We start from the raw sequence: 20170 nt of genomic DNA, 5'->3' as shown, positions 1-20170 counted from the left end.
TTCTATCCGTTGCTATCGCCTGTTCTAGTAAGCCTTGCCGCGCGCCGAGACCGGCCACAGGGTCTCGACCTTGCCATTGCGCACCCCGACATACCAGTCGTGGACATTGCAGGTCGGATCGCAGTGACCGGGTACGAGACGCAGTTTCTCATTGATCTTGAGAACCCCGTTCATATCCTCCACCACGCCATGCTCGTCGGAGCATTTGACGTATTTGACATCGTCGCGACCATAGACAAACGGAAGACCGCTATCGACAGATTGCGCCTTGAGGCCGGCATCAACAACTGCGATATGCGGCTTTGCGTGGCTCATCACCGAGGTCAGGATGAACAGGGCGTTTTCCCACTCTCCTTGGTCGATCCGCTTGCCGTCCTTGTCGTGAATGCGGCCATAGTCTGCATCCATGAAGGCGTATGAGCCGCATTGAAGCTCGTTGTAAACACCGGAGTTGGACTCGAAATAATACGAGCCGGTACCGCCGCCCGAGACCAGTTCCGGGACAAGCCCCTCGGCCTTGAGGGCCTGGACAGCCTCCGTCACCTGGGAAATCGCCGCATCGAGCTTGGCCTTGCGGTCTTCAAAGTCGTTCATATGCTGCATCGCGCCCTGATAGGCTTGGATGCCCGTGAATTTCAAGCCCGCTGCTGCGTCGATCGCCTTGGCTATCTCTACCACCTCGGACGCCGCCTTGACGCCGCAGCGCCCGGCGCCGCAGTCGATTTCGACGAGGCATTCGAGGGTCGCGCCGTGCTTTTGCGCCGCAGCCGACAGATCATCGACATTGGCGAGATCATCGACGCAGACGATAATCCGGCTGCCGAACTTGGGCAAACGCGCCAGACGGTCGATCTTGGCCGGGTCGCGGACCTGGTTCGATACGAGGACGTCCTTGATACCGCCACGCACAAAGACCTCGGCCTCCGAGACCTTCTGGCAGCACACGCCAATGGCGCCGCCGAGCTTTTCCTGAAGCTTCAGAACGTCGACGGACTTGTGCATTTTGCCATGGGCGCGGTGGCGCATACCGTGCGCCTTGGCATAGTCGCCCATCTTCTTGATGTTGCGTTCCAAGGCGTCGAGATCGAGGATCAGGCAGGGTGTCTGAATGTCCTTCTCATCCATGCCCGGAAAGGCAGGAACATCGTATCCGACTTCAAGGCCGGCGAATTCTGTATGGGCGTTCATGGTTTTCTCCTCAGTTCCAGGGCAGCTTGTCGACATCGACGTTACCGCCGGTGATGATGACGCCGACACGCTTGCCGGCAAATGCCTCCCGATTCTTCAGGATGGTTGCCAAGGGCACGGCGCTGGACGGTTCCAGCACCACGCGCAGATGCTTCCAGGCTAGCTTCATCGCATCGATGATCTCCTGATCGGAGGCGGTATAGATCTCGGAGACATGGTTCGACACGAAATGCCAGGTGAGATCTTTCAGCGGCACAAGCAGCCCATCCGCGACGGTCTTCGGCGCATCGTCCGCGATGATGTAACCCGCCTTGAAGCTGCGATAGGCGTCATCGGCCTGTTCAGGTTCGGCCGCAATCACCTTCGTCTCGGGCGCCAGCGTCGATAGAGTAAGGCAGGTCCCCGAAATCATGCCGCCGCCGCCGATCGGCGCTACGACCATCTCAAGCCCATCGGCCTGTTCCATGAATTCTTTCGAGCAGGTTCCCTGACCGGCAATCACGCGCGAATCGTTATAGGGATGGACGAAATCCCCTCCTGTTTCGGCTTGGACCTTCGCGAAAGTCTCTTCCCGTGAGGAGGTGGAAGGCTCGCACTCGGTAATTCTGCCGCCATAACGGCGCACGGTGTCCTTTTTGGCCTGAGGCGCCGTGCGGGGCATGACGACATTGCAGGGGATCCCGCGCCGCATGGCCGCATAGGACAGGCATGAAGCGTGATTGCCTGAGGAATGCGTGGCCACACCACTGGTTGCCCGTGCTTCGTCTAGCCCGAATACGGCATTGGCGGCGCCGCGCACCTTGAAGGCGCCCGGCTCCTGAAAGTTTTCGCATTTGAAGAATAATTGCGCGCCGCTGAGGTCGTTGAGATAATCCGACTGCCGGATTGGTGTAAGCCGGATATGAGGCCTGATCCGCTCATGGGCGGCGAGCATGTCCTCATAGCTGGGAATATACATCTCGGTATCGCTCATCACGTGGCTTTCCTCTGGGCGTTTCCTGCGCTCTGACGATAGGACTGCTGAGCCGCAGCGACGCCGGAACCGAGAGTGACCGGCAGCCCGAGGTCCGCCATCACCATCTCGGCGGTGGCGATACCGGACAGCGCCATGACGTCGGTCAGGCTGCCCAGATGACCGATGCGGAACACTTTCCCCGCGACATCGCCAAGGCCCGTTCCGAAAGCAACGCCATACGTGTTGAGCGCGTGAGCGACGATCTTGTTGGCGTCGAATCCTTCCGGCGTGCGGATGGCGCTGACGCTGTCCGAATAGAGTTCGGGACGGGCGGCACAAAGCTCCAGCCCCCAGGCGGAAACAGCGCGACGGACACCTTCGGCAATCCGATGGTGCCGGGCAAAGACGTTTTCGAGCCCTTCATCCAGCAGCATGTCGGTCGCCACCTTCAACCCGTTCAGCAAACCGACCGGAGGTGTATAGGGATATCCATTCGAAGCATAACCCTTGGCCATGTCACGGACATCGAAGAAGGTTCGCGGCAGTCTGGCGGAACCGGTCGCTGCCAAAGCCTTTTGGGAGAAGCCAAGGATTGCGAGGCCAGGTGGAAGCATGAAGCCTTTCTGGGATCCAGTGACGGCGACATCGACACCCCATTCGTCCATCCGAAAGTCGTAGCAGGCGATTGAGCTCACACCATCGACGAAGAGCAGGGCTGGATGTTTTGCGTTGTCGAGCGCACGGCGCACGGCGGCAATATCAGAACGAACGCCCGTTGCCGTTTCGTTGTGCGTGGCAAGCACAACCTTGATTTCGTGACCTTTGTCCGCCGTCAGAATTTCTTCGAACGTGTCTGCGGGGACGCCATCCCCCCATTCTTGCATCACGACCTGAACGTCGAGGCCGTGGCGTTGGCACATGTCGATCCAGCGGTGGCTGAACATGCCGTTACGCGTCGCCAGGACCTTATCCCCTGCCGACAGGGTATTCGTAATCGCGGTCTCCCAACCACCGGTACCGGTGGAAGGAAACACGAAAACTTCAGCCTTGGAGGTCTTGAGGATCGCTTTGACGCCTTCAAGCGCAGGATGAAGGATATTGCCAAAAAGCGGACTACGGTGATCAATGGTCGGCATGTCAACGGCTTTACGGAGCACCTCGGGGATGTTCGTCGGGCCGGGAATGAAAATAGGATTCTGGGTGCTCATGGCTACTCCTCCTTGTTCAACAAGAAAGTTACCACGCACGTCTCATTTAGTAAATTTTTTTGAAATGATTTTTCATTTTCTTAGAAAGATAGAAATAGCTATTTAAAAACATAGAATTGTATTTTTTCATTCTTCCTAAGTTGATTTTACTATTATTTTTTCTACCCTAAAGCCATGCAGCAAACGGTCAGAAAACGAGGACGCCCAAAGGGTGCCAAGCCAACTCAGCCAGCGGCGAGCATTCAGGCTCTCGCCCGGTCGCTTGATGTGCTCGAGGCGCTGGCGTCCCACGATGGCGTTACTCTCACGGAATTGTCCAAATACCTCGATCAGTCCCCGGCAACTCTTCACCGCATACTCGCAACGCTTGAAAACCGGAGATACGTTGAAAGCAACACGGAACGGCAAGAGTGGTTTGTTGGACCGGAAGCCTTTCGCCTGGGCTCGGCTTTCTTGCGCAGAACGAATATCGTCGAACGAAGTCGACCAGTGATGCGCGATCTTATGGCCCGGACAGGAGAGACCTCCAATCTTGGCATCGAAAGAGATGGCGACGTATTGTTTATAAGTCAGGTGGAAACGCACGACACAATCCGTGCATTCTTCCCTCCCGGCACCCGCTCCCCCCTGCATGCGTCAGGAATAGGAAAAGCGCTTCTCAGCGCTTTTGACGACGATAGGCTGGAAGCGTTCCTTAAAACCGCGACGTTCACCCGCTTCACTGATAAGACTATCGCGAACATCAAAGAATTGCGCGAATCAATTCAGCAAACGCGCCGTCTTGGCTATTCCGTCGACGACGAAGAGAGAACCATAGGCATGCGCTGCGTTGCAGCTTCCATTGTGAACAGTTATGGCGAGGCCGTGGCAGGAATTTCCGTTTCCGGTCCAACAATACGTATGCCGGACAAAAGGGTCCGAGAGATCGGCCAACTGGTTTCGGATGCCGCGAATGAAATATCGCTGCAACTCGGATCTCCGCTGCTCAACCTTCCTCGCCACAGAGACTGATGGGAGCAAAACCGCCCTGTCCTTCAACCCCAACGCCGGTTCGGCACAAAAGGGCCGACGCCAGAGCGCGAGCGGGTGATACGCCTCCCGGTCTTTACCGTCGGGCGGCGCAATAGAAATTAGAAGGTAGGTGGCAAACATGAATGGGAACGCACCAAACAGACCAGAAAGAGCGGCAGACACCGTGGCGAGGCATATTGAGACCCTTATTCTCGAAGGCTCTTTACGCCCTGGCGTGCCACTGCTCCCGGAGCGAGAACTGGCGCTGAAACTTAACGTTTCGCGGCCAACACTTCGTGACGCGTTAAAATCTCTCGAAGAGCGAGGCTTCCTGACAAGCAAGGAAGGAAAAGGCGTGAAGGTGGCCCAGATCGGAGCGACAACTATTACGGATCCACTGATAGCGATGCTCTCTGAGCGCAGCGAAGTCGCGGACGACTACCTCGAGTTCCGGGACGTGGTGGAAAGCTCAGCTGCCGCGCTGGCGGCACAACGAGCAAACGAACCAGAGATTCAACGCATTAGAGAATGCGTGCTGAAGATCGAAGCGGCGCACAAAGCCAACAACCCAGTCGAGGAGGCGGATGCCGACGCGGAGATGCACATCGCAATCTACGAAGCTAGCCACAATCTGGTAATTCTCCAGATCATGCGTGCACTCTCCGAAAACCTCAGAACCGACGTTCTGCATAATAGACGGCGCCTTTTCGCGATCCCCTATGTTCGGGATCTCCTGCGCGATCAACATATCGCTATTGCGCAAGCAATCATCGACAGAAAGCCTGAGGCAGCGCAATCCGCCGCACATGAACACCTCAGTTATCTAAGACAGGCGTCCAGAGAAATTCGAGAAGCGGAAGAAAAACTCGAGATTTCCCTTCGTCGTCTTGAAAGTGGTGGCCTCAGCACTTTGAAAAGCTGAGGCTGTCGGAGGCGGTTTTCATTGAATTTCGTTCGCGGACGAGGTTGGCTGGTTGTTGCAGGTTGCTCTCTATCCGCTCAAAAGAGGGGAACTCAAAACTCGAAATAATGACTACCGGAAACGAAGATGCCCGGAGTTGAGTTGATCAAGCTTCGTTAATCCCATCAACTTCATGTCGCGCTCAATCTCAGCTTTTAGATTTGAAAGTGTTTTTTCCACACCAAGCTGACCACCTGCGGCCAGCGCGTAGAGATAGAGATGACCACCCGAGCAGGCAGTAGCACCGGCAGCCATAGCCTTAAGTACGTGCGTTCCCCGACGGATCCCTCCGTCACAAATAATTTCAATTTGTCCGCCGACAGCATCGGCGATCTCCGAGATTTGGTCAAACGGCGCACGGGAACCGTCGAGTTGGCGACCGGCATGATTTGAAATCATGATGGCCGTCGCACCTATGTCCACGGCACGTTTGGCGTCTTCGACACTCATCACACCTTTTAGGCAAAAATGACCGCCCCAACGCTCCCTCACCTGTTCAGCGTCTTTCCAGCTCATCGATTGGTCGAGCATCGTTGAAAAATACTCCCCCACCGAAATGGCAATGTTGGTGCCTTGACTAACATGACCGTCAAGCTGGGGCAGGCTGAATTTTTCCTTCGTCAGATGGTTCCATGTCCATCTGGGTTTCATCGCAAAGCTTGCGAGGCTGGAAAGCGTCAGTTTTGGGGGGGATGTAAATCCAGTGCGCAAATCGCGCTCACGGTTTCCTCCAGTGATGGTATCAACGGTCAAAGCGATGGCATCGAATTTTGCCTCACGGCACCGTTCTACCATGCTCCAGGTCAGTTCACGATCCTTGTGAAAATAAAGCTGGAACATCTTGGGAGTCTGAATTGTCTCTCCGATCTCCTCGACACTCACTGTGCCAAGTGACGAAACACCGAAGAAGGTGCCAAATTTTTCTGCCGCTCGGGCCACCGCCCGCTCGCCGTCGTGATGAAACAGGCGCTGGAGCGCCGTTGGTGAAAGAAACAGCGGCAAATCCAGCTTTTTACCCATGACCGTGACGGACATGTCTACGGTCTCCACTCCAGCCAACACATTTGGTACCAAATCGCAGGTCGCAAACGCCTCGGTGTTGCGGCGGTATGTAATCTCATCGTCGGCCGCGCCGTCGATATAGTGAAAAATCGGAGCGGGAAGGCGCCTTTTGGCGAGCAAACGAAAATCGTCGACATTTCTGCAACGGGCAATGGCTCTGGACACTGAATTTCCTACCTTTCGGATAAAAACAAATGCTCCGGCAATCACCCCGACAGCACAGCGCCTAACCCTCTGCCGTCCCCTTAAAGATCAGCCCGTGGCTTATGGCACTGATCTTTGGTAAATTAATTTTACCACATATGTCAATCGGTAAAATATATGATATGGTTGGCTGAGGTAAAATCGATAGCTGAGCCTTAGCAAAAAAACGCACAGACACTGTGCTGGTGGAAGACCTGCAGCAAACGATCTTTTCAAGGAAGTTTGCCGGGCTAATCGACGAACTGCCCGTCAACCCTGTGCATCAAGTGAACCGAAGGTGAGGTCTGGATTTCCTCCATAATCACCCCCGGAATTGATCAAAATACGAAGCAGATTGGAAATTCTTGCCTCCCGGTAAGTTAATCCACCTCTGCTATAGCCTCAATTTCAACTGCCATCCCCGAAGGAAGGGCGTTGGTTCCGAATGAGATGCGAGCATGTTTGCCGGCATGACCAAGAACTTCACAAATTAAGTCTGAGGCCGCGTTCAGTACGCGAGCCTGCTCCTCAAAATCGTCGGTGCAGCGGACAAGACCACCAACACGAACCATTCTGACAATTCTGCTGAGGTCCCCTTCACATGCATGTTTGAGTTGCCCCAAAACATTCAGTGCGCAGAGACGTGCTGCGGCTTGACCGTCCTCGACGGACAGATCGTGGCCAACGGTGCCCTTATAGAGCAATTGGCCGTTCTGCCGGGGGCCCTGCCCTGCGACGAAGACGAGCGAGCCAGTTCGGACATAGGACAAATAATTGCCCTGGGGAGGATTGACCTGGGGAATCTCAATTCCGAGGCCTGACAACCGGTCTTCAATTGTGTTCATTTGACCACTCATTTTAGCTGCCGCCAGTCCCCGCTATCCCCTTTCCATCCTGTCACCCTGCCTGCAAGTCTCTCCAGGGTATTACGAAGTGTATTGACAAGCCCTTCCCACTCCTGCGCGGAAATGCCGTCTACGGCCGGCTCCGGCCCCATGAACATGCCGTCTACGCCACCGAAGGAGACACATTGCTCGATACACCGGCGTTCAAGCTCGCCGTCGTGAAACACCGACGGCTTTTCGAGCAGCGCTGAAAGCGCCGCCACAAGACCGGTCGCCCCCCAATTGGAGACATTGGAGACGATAAGATGATCTGCGGCAGTAGCCGCGGCGACGCCCCCTCTCCCTGGATGGCCGCTATCCCTCGCCTTCGGCGAGAACTCTTTCAATTCCTCCGCGATGACCCCCATGCCCAGTTCGTTGCCGCCATCACCAATACCAATGAATGGTACGCCTTGCTCTTTTGCACGCAGGAAGAATTGGTCGAGATCGGCCACGAGTTTATCAAGCGGCCTGCCCCCAAGACCATGGTAGAGGCCTCGATCATTGCGACTTGGACGTTCGATGGAGAGCACCAGTGAGGGTCTCGTAACGTCGAGGAGTTCGTCCGTTATTGCTTTGCAACCCGCATCGTCTTTCGGGACGCTGCGAATATAGACCGGACGAATAAAATCGATCGGCTTTATCTTGCCGTCTTCAGGGAAGGGCAAGGGTGCAAGACCCGCACCGCGGCACGTCCCTTCCATCATTCCGACCCAATCATTGTCGGTGAGGATCACACTTTCAACGCCCAGGCCGAGAAATAAGCCCGAGCGATGAATGCCGCTCCTACCGGGCCATCAGTTTCGGGCACACCCGCTCCTTCTGGAAACCCCGTCGCAATGACGACCGGCCCGCCATGGTCACGCACTCGCTCAACGATAAGCTTTGCGGCCGACATACAGGCGAAGCCGGGCTGTCGTTTCTGCAGGGCTTCATAAATCTTTCCGATGAGCCCCACCCCCGTGAGGTCAAGTGTCATGAAGTGTTCGATGGTTTGAGCAATATTCTTGCCCTTAGCGCTTTCCAGATCGAACATTATCGGTGTCCCGGGCAGGTGTTACAGAATGTATGAGGCAAATTTTCCGGCGTCGACGTTTCCGCCGCTGAGAAGGATTGCAACCTTCTTCTTCTTGACATCGAGTTTGCGAGCGAGAATGGCTGCCAAGGCTACTGCGCCTCCAGGTTCAACCACGAGCTTCAACTCCCGATATGCAAATCGGATCGCCTCAATGACCTCGTCGTTCGATACCGACAAGCCACCCGCCAGATGAGATCTGCATATAGGATAGGTGAGATCGCCTGGAACAGGCACTAAGAGAGCATCACAGATAGAATTCCCGGTCGCTGGCGCTTTCTGGCGGGTCCCACTTGCGAGCGAGAGGGCCATTCCATCGAAATTGTCAGGCTCCACACTGAAAATAGACGCCTGCTGCATGATTGTGTGGACGCCACAGGCGGCACCGGCGACAAGCCCACCGCCGAACATGGGAACAGTGCAAGATCCAGTTCGTAGTCTCGATCTTGAACCTGCTCTGCTATCTCCTGCCCCAACGTCGCCTGTCCGGTGATGACATAAGGGTCGTCATAGGGAGGCACGATCACAGCGCCGGTTTCCAAAGCAATCTTCGCACCGATTTCTTCTCGTACTTCCTTCGTTTTGTCGTAGAGACGTACGGTTGCACCGTTAGCCCGGACACCATCGATTTTCGTTCTCGGTGCCTCCTGCGGCATAAGCACAGTCGCCTTTATGCCGAGTGCTTTCGCCACATAGGAAATGGCAAGTCCATGGTTGCCCGACGACCAGGCGACGATACCACCTTCGCGCTCTGTCGGGCTGAGTTGCAAAGCCCTGTTGAGCGCTCCCCGAAGTTTGAAGGATCCCGACCGTTGCAGGTTCTCCGGCTTAATGAAGACCTTGGCGTCTGCCAGTCGGTTCAGAACTTCACTCTCGAGTATTGGCGTGCAAACCGCATATTCTACAATTCGCACTCTCGCTCCCGCGATTTCGGCGACGGTTGGCCTAAAGTCTTTGGGGTGCGGGGTATTCAGCAAATCAATCTCCCAAGGTGTTATGGGAGGATTAAATCGCGGGAGCATATTGAAGTGAAATTATATTATTCGATCAATTTTCATTAGAGAATTGAATACATGGTCGGTTCACAGCTCCGTTGCCGATGCAACATCCAAAGCGATACCGGCGAGTTGTTCGAATACCTCTCCACGCACACCGTTCTGAAAATAGGCATAAAAGCTCAGTGGCTGCAATTCGATGTCGCTTTGCAGAACTTTCATTTTAGCCAGCGCCTGATCGCTCAATGCCCCTTCGGCGACCAGGGCAACGCCCAAACCGTCCAGCGCCATTTTCTCGATCGTGGAAATTGACGAGTTCGTAAAAATGCGCGGGATGCGGCCAATCTCCCTGAAGATGATCTCTCTCAGATAGGTATAGGGATATGTGTTTCGTGGATAAGTGATAATCGGTGTCATCGGCATTGAATCGACCGAGAAAACATCTGTCGACACCAGATCAGGGATTGCATAAAACTTAAGGGCGTAATCGCGTAGCTTTAGACAACTGAAGCCCTCCACGATCGTTGGTCCCAGCATCAACGCCATATCAATTTCACCGCTGCGAAGAGCGTTCAACATCGATGGTGTCACGTCCACCGTCATGTCTATATCAAGCCGAGGAAAATGGCGGGCGGCTTGTTCAAGGAATGTCGCGAGCCAGGTTTGCACGATCGTTTCCGAGACCCCAAGCCTCACGGTACCTTCGAAACGATTGCTCAGTTCGAGATCACGCTCCATCGCGTCAACGTGCCGCAGTAATAATTCCGAATGCCCAAAAAGAATACGGCCAACAGCAGTGAGCGCTATGGGTTTTGCGGAGCGATCGAAAAGTGCTGCCCCTATCAAGCCCTCCATCGCCGCAATTCGCTGGGAGATCGTTGGTTGCGTCGTGTGAAGCTTATCTGCGGCGCGGGAAAAACTCCGCAGATGCGCGGTCCAGTAAAAGACTTCGAGACTTCGAAAGCTGAACATGCCTAGCGCTACCTTGTCTGATCACAGATCGTCTGCGAATGCTATTCCATTAAGATCGAACATTGCTTTTCGCCCTTGGTTCGTCATCAAAAACGCTTAAGCCCCGACGTCAGCCTGTGCTTCCAAAAATAAAACCCGGGACGGCTGAGATGAGAATGGTCAAAGACCAAAGATGTCCTTGCATCTAAAGTGGCAACTTTGATGCGCTCCCGGGGAAAATTTGGTTGAGTGGAGGGCGTTGAGAAACGTGGAAAAGAGCCGGGGACAGGTTGCCGCCCTCACCGAACTCACGTGATTTCCTCGAACATAAGATCAACGACGTCCACGACTTTAATCTGGTCAGCCAGGCCAAGATTATTGACCGCCGCAGTATACATGACCTTGTCTTTCGGACAAGAAACAACAAAACGCTGAATCTCGCCGAGTGCAATCGCCTCCTTGATACGGTTTTCACTCGGTCGTTCCGTAAAATCGCTGTCATCCATCCAAAAGCGGCCGCCACCGGCACCGCAACAAAAGCTGTTCTCGCGATTTCGCGGCATCTCCAGAAGATCATACCCCGCAGCGGTAATGAGGGCTCGAGGAGCATCGTAATCACCGTTGTAGCGGCCGAGATAACATGGATCGTGATAGGTTACCTTGGTTTTATCGGCATTTTTTGGAGGAGCAAGGCGCCCGTCCGTTACCGCCGCCAAAAGGACCGACGCATGGTGATGAACCTCGAAATTTCCACCGAGTGACGGGTATTCGTTCCTGAGCGCATTCAAACTGTGCGGGTCCGAAGTAACAATCCTGTTGAATTGCGCCTCCGACAAGGCGGCGATGTTGTTGGATGCCAAAGCACGAAACGTGCCTTCTTCTCCGGCGCGTCTCACGTCATTTCCCGAGTTACTCTCTCCATCATAAAGAATGCCATAATTCAGTCCGGCGCGATGAAACAGCTCGGCCAAACGGCGCGTCGTCTCCAGGGCGCGGGGATCAAACGCAGCAACGTCTCCGACAAACCAGAGCCAGTCGACCGGTTGATCCCGGGCATCGGGTATCCGAAAGGCAAGATCTTTCGTCCATTTTGCCCGGCTCTTGCCGGGTTTACCAAAGGAATTGCCGGTCTTTTGAAGATTGGTAAATGCCGCAGCCAACTTAGGTTCAACCGCAGCGTTCTCCACAAGCATTCGTCGCAGATCGACGATCTTGGGAAGATGCTCAATGTGGATGGGACATTCATCCACGCAGGCGCGACAGGTCGTACAGGCCCAAAGTGCACTTTCCGAAATTCCCGCCTCGTATCGGACTTCTCCTTCCCCTAAACTTTGATCGCGCAATGTCATGATCAAAAGCTTTGGGCTGAGGTCCGAACCATTGGCCGCAGCGGGACAGACGGCCTGACATCGACCGCATTCGGTGCACGCCAGAACGTCAAGCTTGTCTTTCCAGGACAAGTCAATCTTGTCTTGCGCGTCATCCTTTAGAATGCGCTGGTTCGGCTCTGGCAACCAACCCTTCGGCTCAAGGCTTCGGTAGAATATGTTAGGACCAGCGAGAAGGATATGCCGATGCTTTGAGCCGGGGATATAAACGAGAAAACTCAGAATCGCGAAGATGTGCAACCATCGCGCCGCTTCAAGCACGATTTGACCGTATGGTGGCGATAAAGGAAAAAGCAGGGCTAGAAGCGAGGATATGGGATGGGACATAGAAAATGGTAGACCGTGGAGCACGCGCAGAGCGGCGAACTCCACCATCATCGACAGAATTATAGCCAAAACAAAGCCATATATGAACAGTGCGTCGCGTTCATTTGACCCGCGAAAACGACGAGGCTTCATCACGTATCTGTGCCAGGCCGCCAATCCGACCCCTGCCAAGACGGAGATGGCGGCGAATTCCTGCAACGCACCGAACCAGCTCAGCGAAACGCTGGAGACTGCTTCGTCAAAAACGGGAAACAGCGCGCCGAATATGGACTGGAACGCGGCGGTAATGAGAAACAGGAATCCGAAAAAGATGAACCCGTGCAGCAGGCCGGAAAGTGTGAACCGCCGCAATCGCTGGTGCAGGAAGATATCCTGCACCATTCCCAGGAGCCGCTCCCTACGGCGCTCGTTGCGCAAGGGTCCACCCGGAACCGCTATAGCCTTATAGAGCCGGAAGTACCTTGCAAACATCATGGCCGCAAATGCGGCAGTGGCGATCCAACCAGCGACCAGAAACATTGAACTATCCGTTCCGCTTGCGAAGAGCTTCACCGAACGCATCCGCGAAGTCAAAAATGTCACATGTTATTCCCAGGTCGGCCCGGCGGAATATAGGAGCTTTTTCGTCCGTATTGACTGCCACCACATATTCTGCACCGACAATGCCCTCAAGATGCTCCACCGCACCGGAAATGCCCATCGACAAGTACAGCTCCGGCCGCACGGATTGTCCCGATTTGCCGACCTGACGATCCTTCGAAAGCCAGCCATTGTCGATAACCGGCCGACTTCCTGCAATTTCGGCACCCAGGAGGCTTGCCAACTCGCGGAAGGCACCCAGTTTTTCCTGGCTGCCTATACCCCGCCCAACACTTACGATACCGCGGGCGCTGGCGAGATCGAAAACCTCCAGGTCCGGCGGAACGGGCGTCGCCAACATGGGAACGATCGTGAATTGGTCTGTGTCGGAGAGGACGCTTATTGCGGCGCGACTGTCGAGCGGCTCGGCGGGTGGGTAAGCGCCGACGAGAATGATAAGCGACGCAGGGAGCGAACCTGTCGCTTTGCCCACGAGTTTGCCATCATACAGCAACACGTCGCAATTTATGCTGCCGCTGGCGATATCTGCATGCTGCACTCCGCTAATGCAGCATCCATCGCAGGCCGCTGCCGACACCGGTCCCAGTTCCACACCGGCAAGCGAATAGGACATCAGAACAAGATCCGGCGATAGCTGACGAACTGCATTACGCACGGAAGCGGCCGCCAGAACCGGATTATAGTCCAAGGGAATGGACTGTGGTCGAACGACGGAAGCGTAAGATGCCATCTTTTCCAACGCCGTGTCGCTGCCGTAGAGAGGCAATATGGTAATTTCGGCCGCCGCGGCCAACGATCGCGCCAGTGAAATCAGCTCGAGCGTCCCACGTGCTACCGCATCGCCAGTTGTCTCGCCGATAATTAGAACTTGCGTCATCACTTTCACCTCAGATGTAGTTGCGCTCTTCAAGAATGGCCATCAGGCGGGCCGCCGCTTCTGCAGGGTCAGCGATCAACTCGATGCCCTCGACAGACTGAGGAAACTCCAGCTTCAAGCTGGGAACATTCGTGCGAAGCCGATCATTGGATACCGAAACCTTTTGATAGGAAGGGTTGGCCATCGCCTCACGTAGCTTGGAGCCCGAAATGTAGCGGATCGGGCGGCTCGCTGCCTGTACACCGATGACTGCTTTTCCGGAAAACTCAATCCATGCCGAGTTCCCGCCACCGTATTCCTGGCGTATCCTCAGTCGTGAAGTATCCGGGACATTCACCTGTGTTGCGCCTGCGATGACAGGGAGTTCCAAAGCTGCCGACAGATGTGCGGCAAGGCCTCCGAAGGGATCATCCACCTTCTGATTTCCAACCAGGATCACGTCAAATTGCTGGTCGCTTAGCCAATCGGCAATAAGCTGAGCGGTTGCAGCCGACGAAAGAGCCTGGGCTTGTTCAATCCCGAGATCCAGTTCAACCACGTCATCCGCACCCTTGGCCAGAGCTGACCGCAGAAGGCGTTCTACCCCTTCGTCCGACAATGCGACCGCGGTGACTGTGGCGCCAGTCGCCTCCTTGACAACGAGCGCCTCTTCGAGGGCCTGCTCGTCGGTCTCGTTGGCCTGGGTGTCGGTCCACTCCCGATCAACATCGGTTCCGTCCTCGTTAAGATCCACACCCTCACTGAGATTGGGTACCAAACGCATCAATACGGCGATTTTCATTGCTCTAAACCTTCCTGCAACTCGTCATGGAGTGAGACGACAGATGGTGCCGCTGGCGATAACGCCAGCCAGCATTTCCCGTGTCGGTATCTCGGTTGGGTCATTCTGCTCACGCTCCACCCTTTCCTGGCCCGGATAGCCGAGTACATTGCGAATATCGGAGGTCATCAGGTAGGCGGCAGAGAGCACAAGTCCGATCGCGCGCATTGCAGCGGGATCCTGAGCGTACAAGTGCGTCACTGCTTGGAGCGGCGCCATATCTGTGGAGGCGGCAAGCCCTTTTCGAAGGTCGTCCAGCAGGTCGGGCCGGTAATTCAGGACCCGTTGAATGGTATTTTCGATGACCGGCGTGTCTTGCAGCCTCGGCAAACTGTCGTAGGCCGGGATCAGAATATTGCCAATTTGTACCAGTCGCGATGTTTCACCGGCGCTCAGAGGACCGGGATCGGAAGGATTGCTCATCGGTTCTCCAACTCTCTGCGCGTTTCAATGATTTTTCCCGCCTGGCGATGGGCGACGGCCATGATCGTCGCCGTCGGATTTACCGCCGCTGATGTGGGAAATGTACTTGCGTCGAGAATGTAGAGATTGGGGATATCGTGCGTAGCGCCCCACTGGTCGGTGACCGATGTTTCCGGGTCATCCCCCATTCGTGCGGTTCCCAAAAGGTGCCAGCCGGTTTCACGAACCTGCGGAATGACGTGCGTCTCGATGGCGCCTGAAGCCTCAGCCGCTTCAACACAGCGTGCGACGTTAAATTCGAGCAACTTTCGCGAGTTTTCGGATACACGGTAAATGACTTTTGGCGCCGGTATTCCATCGCTGTCAGTCAGGTGTTCGTCGAGAACGACCCGGTTATTCTCCTCCGGAAGATCCTCGCCCTGGATGCCATAGAGAATTCCCTTTCCGAAACGACGCAGGATTGTTTCTGGAAATGCCTTGCCCCATCTTTCGAAGGGGTCCGAGTGAGCCTCGCCCAGTACGTCGCTGCCGAACATGCCCGTAACGCCAAGCGGTCCACCGGTCGGCATGATGTTCCACTTTGCACCGCGCTTGAACCCGCGGGTGGCGTCAGTCTCGTAGAACTCGTAGGATTCCAGCGACAGCCCAAACGGACCACGCCAACTCTCGAGATTCTCATCGAATATCCCAAGCACGGCGGCATAGGGATGCATCATGAGGTTGCGTCCCAGCTGGTCGGATCTATTGGCCAGTCCATTCGGGTGCTTTCCCGTCGCTGACGCCAGCATCAGCCGGGGCGTACCAACCGCATTGGCGCACAGGATGACCACATCAGCCTCCTGCCGCCGCCTGCGACCGCGGCTATCAATGTAAACGACCCCTTTTGCCAACCCGGCATCGTTCAGTTCGATTTCAGCGACCCGACAGTTTGTAAGGAGCTGGGCGCCGGCCCGTATAGCGCTCGGCCAATGCGTTATGTCGGTGGTCGATTTCGCACCTTCCGTACATCCCGTCATGCACGTGCCGCGACGAACGCAAGGGTTAAGCCCGTTATAAGGGCGAGAAGCGATGGCATGAATGCCGGGCCACCAGTGCCAACCCAGCTTGTTCATTCCCTCAGCGGCCTTTTTACCGACCTTGCCGATCGGAAGGGGCGGCATCAGATGAGAGTCGTCCCTATCCGGATATGCTGTGTTGCCAGGCAGCCCCGAAATTCCGACATCTTGCTCAACCGCGATCAGATCGGGCAGGATGTCCTCATAGGTAAAAGGCCAGTCAAACCCCACATTGTCCAGGGTCTTCGTGCGAAAGTCTGATGGTAGGAACGGTGCCCAATGCCCGCCATACAGGATGGCGCTTCCGCCAACCCCCGCATACATGAGGGGCGCGATCGACGATTCCGAGGTTTCAATCGGATAGTCCGCGACACGGTCACGTATATTGGGATCAGGATGCCACTGCTTCTGATTGACAAGTTCCCATTCGTCGCGAACCCCTGGAAAATCCGCCGCATCCGGCATCGCGCCCTGCTCAAGACAGACAACTGACATGCCTGCTTCGGCGAGACGCTTCGCGGCAACCGAGCCGGAGGGACCAGCGCCGACGATCAACACATCAACCTTTTCACCACGAAACGATTTGTTTGTTGAGTTCACAATTGTTCTCCCATCGACAAGTGCGTCGCACCTAACATTCAGATAGAGTCGAGAACGTCACTTCGCTGGCTGCGAGGCGGCTTGTTCCTTTGAAATTTGAACAGCAAGATCTCTTTTCCATTGCTCAACCCAAGCGGCCGCACCACCAACATCACAGCCATGAGGACGCCAAGTCCGAGCTCCTGACTTCCCGTTGGAAGTGCGATAAACCCATCACCTCGCTCAAGTGCGCGAAGCGACTCCGTAACAAGGGTCACAAAAATCACCCCCGAAACAGCACCTGTCAGGCTCGACATACCGCCGACGACGAGCATGGCGATCGTCAGGAAACACAGCTGCAGGTAGAATGGATCGACCGTCAGAATGCCGAGAAAATAGGCATATAATCCACCGCCAGCTCCAACGACTGCGGCGCTCAGCACAAAGGCCAATAGTCGCACGCCGACAAGACTGACACCTGACGCAACTGCTGCGACCGGATCATCCCGGGTCGCCTTCAACATGATGCCAATTCGCGATGTCTGGAAAGCGAAAGCGATACAAATAGCAATTCCGGCAAAGACCAGGGCGATCCACGGTTCGACCACGGTGGGAATTCCGGTGATGGAGCTGACGCCGGCCGTAACCGACTCCCAGTTCGAATAGAGACTATTCACGATCATCAGGAACGCAAAAGTCGCAATTGATGAGCCGACGCCGGAAATACACATAATCGCAATGCCGAGACCGAGCGCGACGCATGTCGATAAGAATACCGCCAGTGCAACTCCGACCATAAAGGGATATTGATGCAGCCTGACAATGTCCGGCAGGCCGGAAAGCATGACATCCTTGAAAATGGGATCGGCACCCACCCAGGCCGCCGCATAGGCTCCAATGCACATGAACCCGATGTGGCCGAAGGACACAATGCCGGAATTTCCGATGAAGATGTAGATACCGACGACAACGACAATTCTAATCATCATCTCAACAATCGTTGTCGATATAACGCTAGAATCAAAGAATGAAGCCAGAACGACGATGAGGGCAATACAGGAGACAAGAATTGCAGGCGCCTGCCAGTCAAATATCGCCTTGCGCCAAGTATAACGGCTTTCCGTAATCACGATCTAATCTCCTAGACTCGTTCGATTGTATTTCGTCCGGGGATCAGACCTGAGGGACGTACCAGGAGAATCAAGATGACCAGCGCAAAAGCAAAGCAGTCGCGGAATCCTCTCAAATCTGGCGGGAGATATGCCTGGAGCATCGTAACGAGGAAGCCGATCAAATAACCGCCGATGACCGAGCCGGCGAGATTTCCCATGCCGCCGACGACAACGGCGACAAACGCAAAAAGTGCCAGGGGAACGCCCATCGTATAGCTGACGGTGGCTGTTTGGGTCGTGTAAAGCAGGGATACCGCCGTCGCCAGAACGCCGCTGATGACAAACGCGAGACCAATGACCAGATTGCCTCGGATACCCAGATACTGCGACATACGGAAATCTTCGGAAGCAGCCCGCATTTGCTTCCCGTACTTGGTCCATTTCAGGAACAGGATCAGGCCCAGCATAAGTGCCATGGTGGCGATCATAGTCACAAGCTGAAGGATAGGGACCCGCAACTCGCCCAGCGCGAACTGCTGGTTAAGATTGTTCCACAAGTTTACGCTTTTGGCTCGACCGCCGTAGACTGTCAGAATACCGTTTTGAATAATGTAGCTGACTGCAAACGATGCGATCAGCAGCGTCGGCGATGCGGCGCGCCGCAACGGTCGAAAAACCGCAATATCCGTAAGCAATGCCGCAACGACGACAATAAGACAGATGAGCGGAATCATCAGGTAGATGTCGAAGGAACCGATGAACATCTCGGCCGCCACGTTGGAGGACGGAACGATCAGAGCATAGGCGCCGATCGTTATGAGATCGCCATGGGCGAAATTGATCAGCCGCAATATTCCGAAAAGAAGACCGATACCCAATGCGGTCAGAGCGTAGATGCTGCCTAAACTTAACGCATCGATGCTGTATTGCAGAAATTCAACCATGACCGTTTCCCTCAAAGCCGAAATATGCCCACCGAATGCGCTCACCGTCCTTCAGATCATCTGCACGCCCATGCAATTGAATCTGGCCGGAGCGAAGAACGTAGATTCGATCTGCGTGCTTCAGGATACGGTTGGATGACTGTTCATTTATCAGAAGGGTCAACCCGTCGCGGTCCCGTAACTCTGTGACGATGCTGTAGATCTGCTCGACAATCTTCGGCGCCAGACCCAGTGAAGGCTCGTCGATCAGCAGGAGTTTCGGCTTCGTCATGATCGCTCGTGCAATGGCCAGCATTTGCTGTTCACCGCCGGAAAGGCGACCTGCGGGATAATTCAACCGCTCGACCAACCGGGGAAACAAGCCCAATAGCCGATCTCGATCTGCCCGAACCGCCTTCTTGTCCGTGCGCCTATGGCTCCCGATCATCAAATTCTCATCTACGGAAAGGGATGAAAATATATGCCTTCCCTCCGGGACAAGCGAGACGCCCATGTCGGCCAGCTTTTCAGGACCAAAGGCCGCCGTATTCGTGCCGGCCAAATGAATGGAGCCTTTGGTTGCTTTGACACCGCCCGCGATGGCGGCAAGCGTTGTGGACTTACCGGCGCCATTCGGGCCGATAATGCACACGATCTCATTCATGTTGACCTCAAGGGAAATACCCCTCAGAGCGATCATTCCACTGTAATGGACATGGAGATCATCAATTGCGAGCAAGGGCGCCATTTACTCCTCCATCCCGAGATAAGCATTGATGACGGCCTCATGGCGCTTGATCTCTTCAGGCGCACCCTCGGCTAGGGTCTTTCCTCCATCGAGCACATGAACCCGACCACATATGCTCATCACCAGATGCATGTTATGTTCGATCAGCATGACGCTACAGTCGAACATCTTCGGCATTTCGCCGATAATTCCCATAAGTTCCTCGGTCTCAGTATCGGACATGCCGGCGGCCGGCTCATCCAGCAACACAAATCTCGGCGAAACCATCAGCGCCCTCGCGATACCAAGACGACGCTGGTCGGTGTAGGCGAGGCTAGACGCCAAATGATCGTATCTGTCCTTCAACCCTGTCCAATCCAACAGCGCTCGGGCCTGCGCCCTCGCCTCCCGACTGCCCATGCCAAGGGCAACACCGGTGACCAGTGCGTTCTCAAGGACGGTCATATCTTTGAAAAGGCGTCCGGCTTGAAAGGTACGCGCGACGCCTCTTCGCCTGAAGGTTTTCGCGGTCCATCGGGTGGTGTCATGGCCATTAAACAGAATTTGACCTTCGGTCGGCTTTTGAAAGCCGGTAAGACAGTTCACGAGCGTCGTCTTGCCTGCGCCGTTCGGACCGATCAGGCCGAGAATCTCGTTACCCCCGATCGACAACGTCACATTCGAGATCGCGGAAAGTCCTTGAAAACGCACGGTGAGATTGTTTACGGTCAACTCACGATGAGCACCGTCGGCTCCGAAGGCATCCTTCGGAAAAAGCTTCGACAACAACATCTATTACACTCGATTGAGCGTCAATTTGGCGCCGCGGCTGGCAACACCAAATTGATGCTTAGTTAGTTGTATCG

General features: G+C 55.1%; 18 protein-coding genes and 2 pseudogenes. 2 read left to right on the top strand and 18 right to left on the bottom strand.

Annotated elements, in window-relative coordinates; all coding sequences use genetic code 11:
- Positions 1-24: 24 nt before the first annotated feature.
- From bhcC to bhcA, 3 genes are read right to left on the bottom strand one after another with little or no spacing between them, the layout of a single operon-like run.
- Entirely contained in the window at positions 25-1188 is a 1164-nt protein-coding gene (bhcC, locus tag GSF67_RS25435; protein WP_006311598.1) for a 3-hydroxy-D-aspartate aldolase BhcC, read from the bottom strand.
- Between the two features lie 10 nt (positions 1189-1198).
- A complete protein-coding gene (bhcB, locus tag GSF67_RS25430) occupies positions 1199-2161 on the bottom strand; it encodes a beta-hydroxyaspartate dehydratase BhcB (RefSeq protein WP_006311599.1) in 963 nt (320 codons plus the stop codon).
- Entirely contained in the window at positions 2161-3351 is a 1191-nt protein-coding gene (gene bhcA, locus GSF67_RS25425; protein WP_006311601.1) for an L-aspartate--glyoxylate aminotransferase BhcA, read from the bottom strand. Before bhcA ends, bhcB begins: the two co-directional genes overlap by 1 nt.
- Before the next feature lie 174 nt (positions 3352-3525).
- On the opposite strand from bhcA, the gene bhcR reads away from it, so the two are divergent.
- Positions 3526-4362 (top strand): HTH-type transcriptional regulator BhcR, encoded by an 837-nt coding sequence (bhcR, locus tag GSF67_RS25420; RefSeq protein ID WP_006311602.1) that lies wholly within the window; start codon positions 3526-3528, stop codon positions 4360-4362.
- A gap of 139 nt (positions 4363-4501) precedes the next feature.
- Positions 4502-5284, top strand: coding sequence for an FCD domain-containing protein (locus GSF67_RS25415; RefSeq protein WP_035214847.1), 783 nt, complete (start codon positions 4502-4504; stop codon positions 5282-5284).
- Positions 5285-5395: 111 nt separating this feature from the next.
- Here GSF67_RS25415 and GSF67_RS25410 read toward each other — a convergent pair whose 3' ends face one another.
- From GSF67_RS25410 to GSF67_RS25345, 15 genes and pseudogenes are all read right to left on the bottom strand, one after another.
- The gene (locus GSF67_RS25410) at positions 5396-6550 is read right to left on the bottom strand and encodes an alpha-hydroxy acid oxidase (RefSeq protein WP_138921667.1); all 1155 of its coding nucleotides are present in this window, start codon (positions 6548-6550) and stop codon (positions 5396-5398) included.
- 398 nt (positions 6551-6948) lie between these two features.
- Positions 6949-7413: a RidA family protein gene (locus tag GSF67_RS25405; RefSeq protein WP_035214850.1), complete on the bottom strand. Its 465-nt coding sequence runs from the start codon at positions 7411-7413 to the stop codon at positions 6949-6951.
- Positions 7414-7421: 8 nt separating this feature from the next.
- A pseudogene (locus GSF67_RS25400) lies at positions 7422-8488 on the bottom strand (DUF4392 domain-containing protein).
- 21 nt (positions 8489-8509) lie between these two features.
- Positions 8510-8887, bottom strand: coding sequence for a pyridoxal-phosphate dependent enzyme (locus GSF67_RS26340; protein WP_244399784.1), 378 nt, complete (start codon positions 8885-8887; stop codon positions 8510-8512).
- Positions 8888-9021: 134 nt separating this feature from the next.
- A pseudogene (locus GSF67_RS26335) lies at positions 9022-9549 on the bottom strand (pyridoxal-phosphate dependent enzyme); the annotation flags it as partial.
- A gap of 60 nt (positions 9550-9609) precedes the next feature.
- Positions 9610-10494 carry a LysR family transcriptional regulator gene (locus tag GSF67_RS25390; protein ID WP_006311613.1) on the bottom strand — a complete coding sequence of 295 codons (885 nt, stop codon included), beginning with the start codon at positions 10492-10494 and terminating at the stop codon, positions 9610-9612.
- Between the two features lie 287 nt (positions 10495-10781).
- Complete coding sequence (locus GSF67_RS25385) at positions 10782-12707, bottom strand: (Fe-S)-binding protein (protein ID WP_006311614.1); 1926 nt, start codon at positions 12705-12707, stop codon at positions 10782-10784.
- Between the two features lie 4 nt (positions 12708-12711).
- Positions 12712-13665, bottom strand: coding sequence for an electron transfer flavoprotein subunit alpha/FixB family protein (locus tag GSF67_RS25380; RefSeq protein WP_006311615.1), 954 nt, complete (start codon positions 13663-13665; stop codon positions 12712-12714).
- Between the two features lie 10 nt (positions 13666-13675).
- A complete protein-coding gene (locus tag GSF67_RS25375; protein ID WP_006311616.1) occupies positions 13676-14446 on the bottom strand; it encodes an electron transfer flavoprotein alpha/beta-subunit in 771 nt (256 codons plus the stop codon).
- A gap of 24 nt (positions 14447-14470) precedes the next feature.
- A complete protein-coding gene (locus GSF67_RS25370) occupies positions 14471-14908 on the bottom strand; it encodes a hypothetical protein (RefSeq protein ID WP_006311617.1) in 438 nt (145 codons plus the stop codon).
- Entirely contained in the window at positions 14905-16563 is a 1659-nt protein-coding gene (locus tag GSF67_RS25365; RefSeq protein WP_006311618.1) for a GMC family oxidoreductase, read from the bottom strand. Before GSF67_RS25365 ends, GSF67_RS25370 begins: the two co-directional genes overlap by 4 nt.
- Positions 16564-16601: 38 nt before the next feature.
- On the bottom strand, positions 16602-17672 hold the full coding sequence (locus GSF67_RS25360; protein WP_176072109.1) for a branched-chain amino acid ABC transporter permease: 1071 nt from the start codon (positions 17670-17672) through the stop codon (positions 16602-16604).
- An 11-nt stretch (positions 17673-17683) separates the two neighbouring features.
- Positions 17684-18598: a branched-chain amino acid ABC transporter permease gene (locus tag GSF67_RS25355; protein WP_006311620.1), complete on the bottom strand. Its 915-nt coding sequence runs from the start codon at positions 18596-18598 to the stop codon at positions 17684-17686.
- Positions 18591-19325: an ABC transporter ATP-binding protein gene (locus GSF67_RS25350; RefSeq protein WP_006311621.1), complete on the bottom strand. Its 735-nt coding sequence runs from the start codon at positions 19323-19325 to the stop codon at positions 18591-18593. Before GSF67_RS25350 ends, GSF67_RS25355 begins: the two co-directional genes overlap by 8 nt.
- On the bottom strand, positions 19326-20096 hold the full coding sequence (locus GSF67_RS25345; protein WP_006311622.1) for an ABC transporter ATP-binding protein: 771 nt from the start codon (positions 20094-20096) through the stop codon (positions 19326-19328).
- Positions 20097-20170: the final 74 nt, after the last annotated feature.

It is taken from the genome of Agrobacterium sp. CGMCC 11546 (genome assembly GCF_013365515.1).
GTDB classification, from domain to species: Bacteria; Pseudomonadota; Alphaproteobacteria; order Rhizobiales; family Rhizobiaceae; genus Agrobacterium; species Agrobacterium fabrum.
This window is presented reverse-complemented; position numbering and strand designations above follow the sequence as displayed.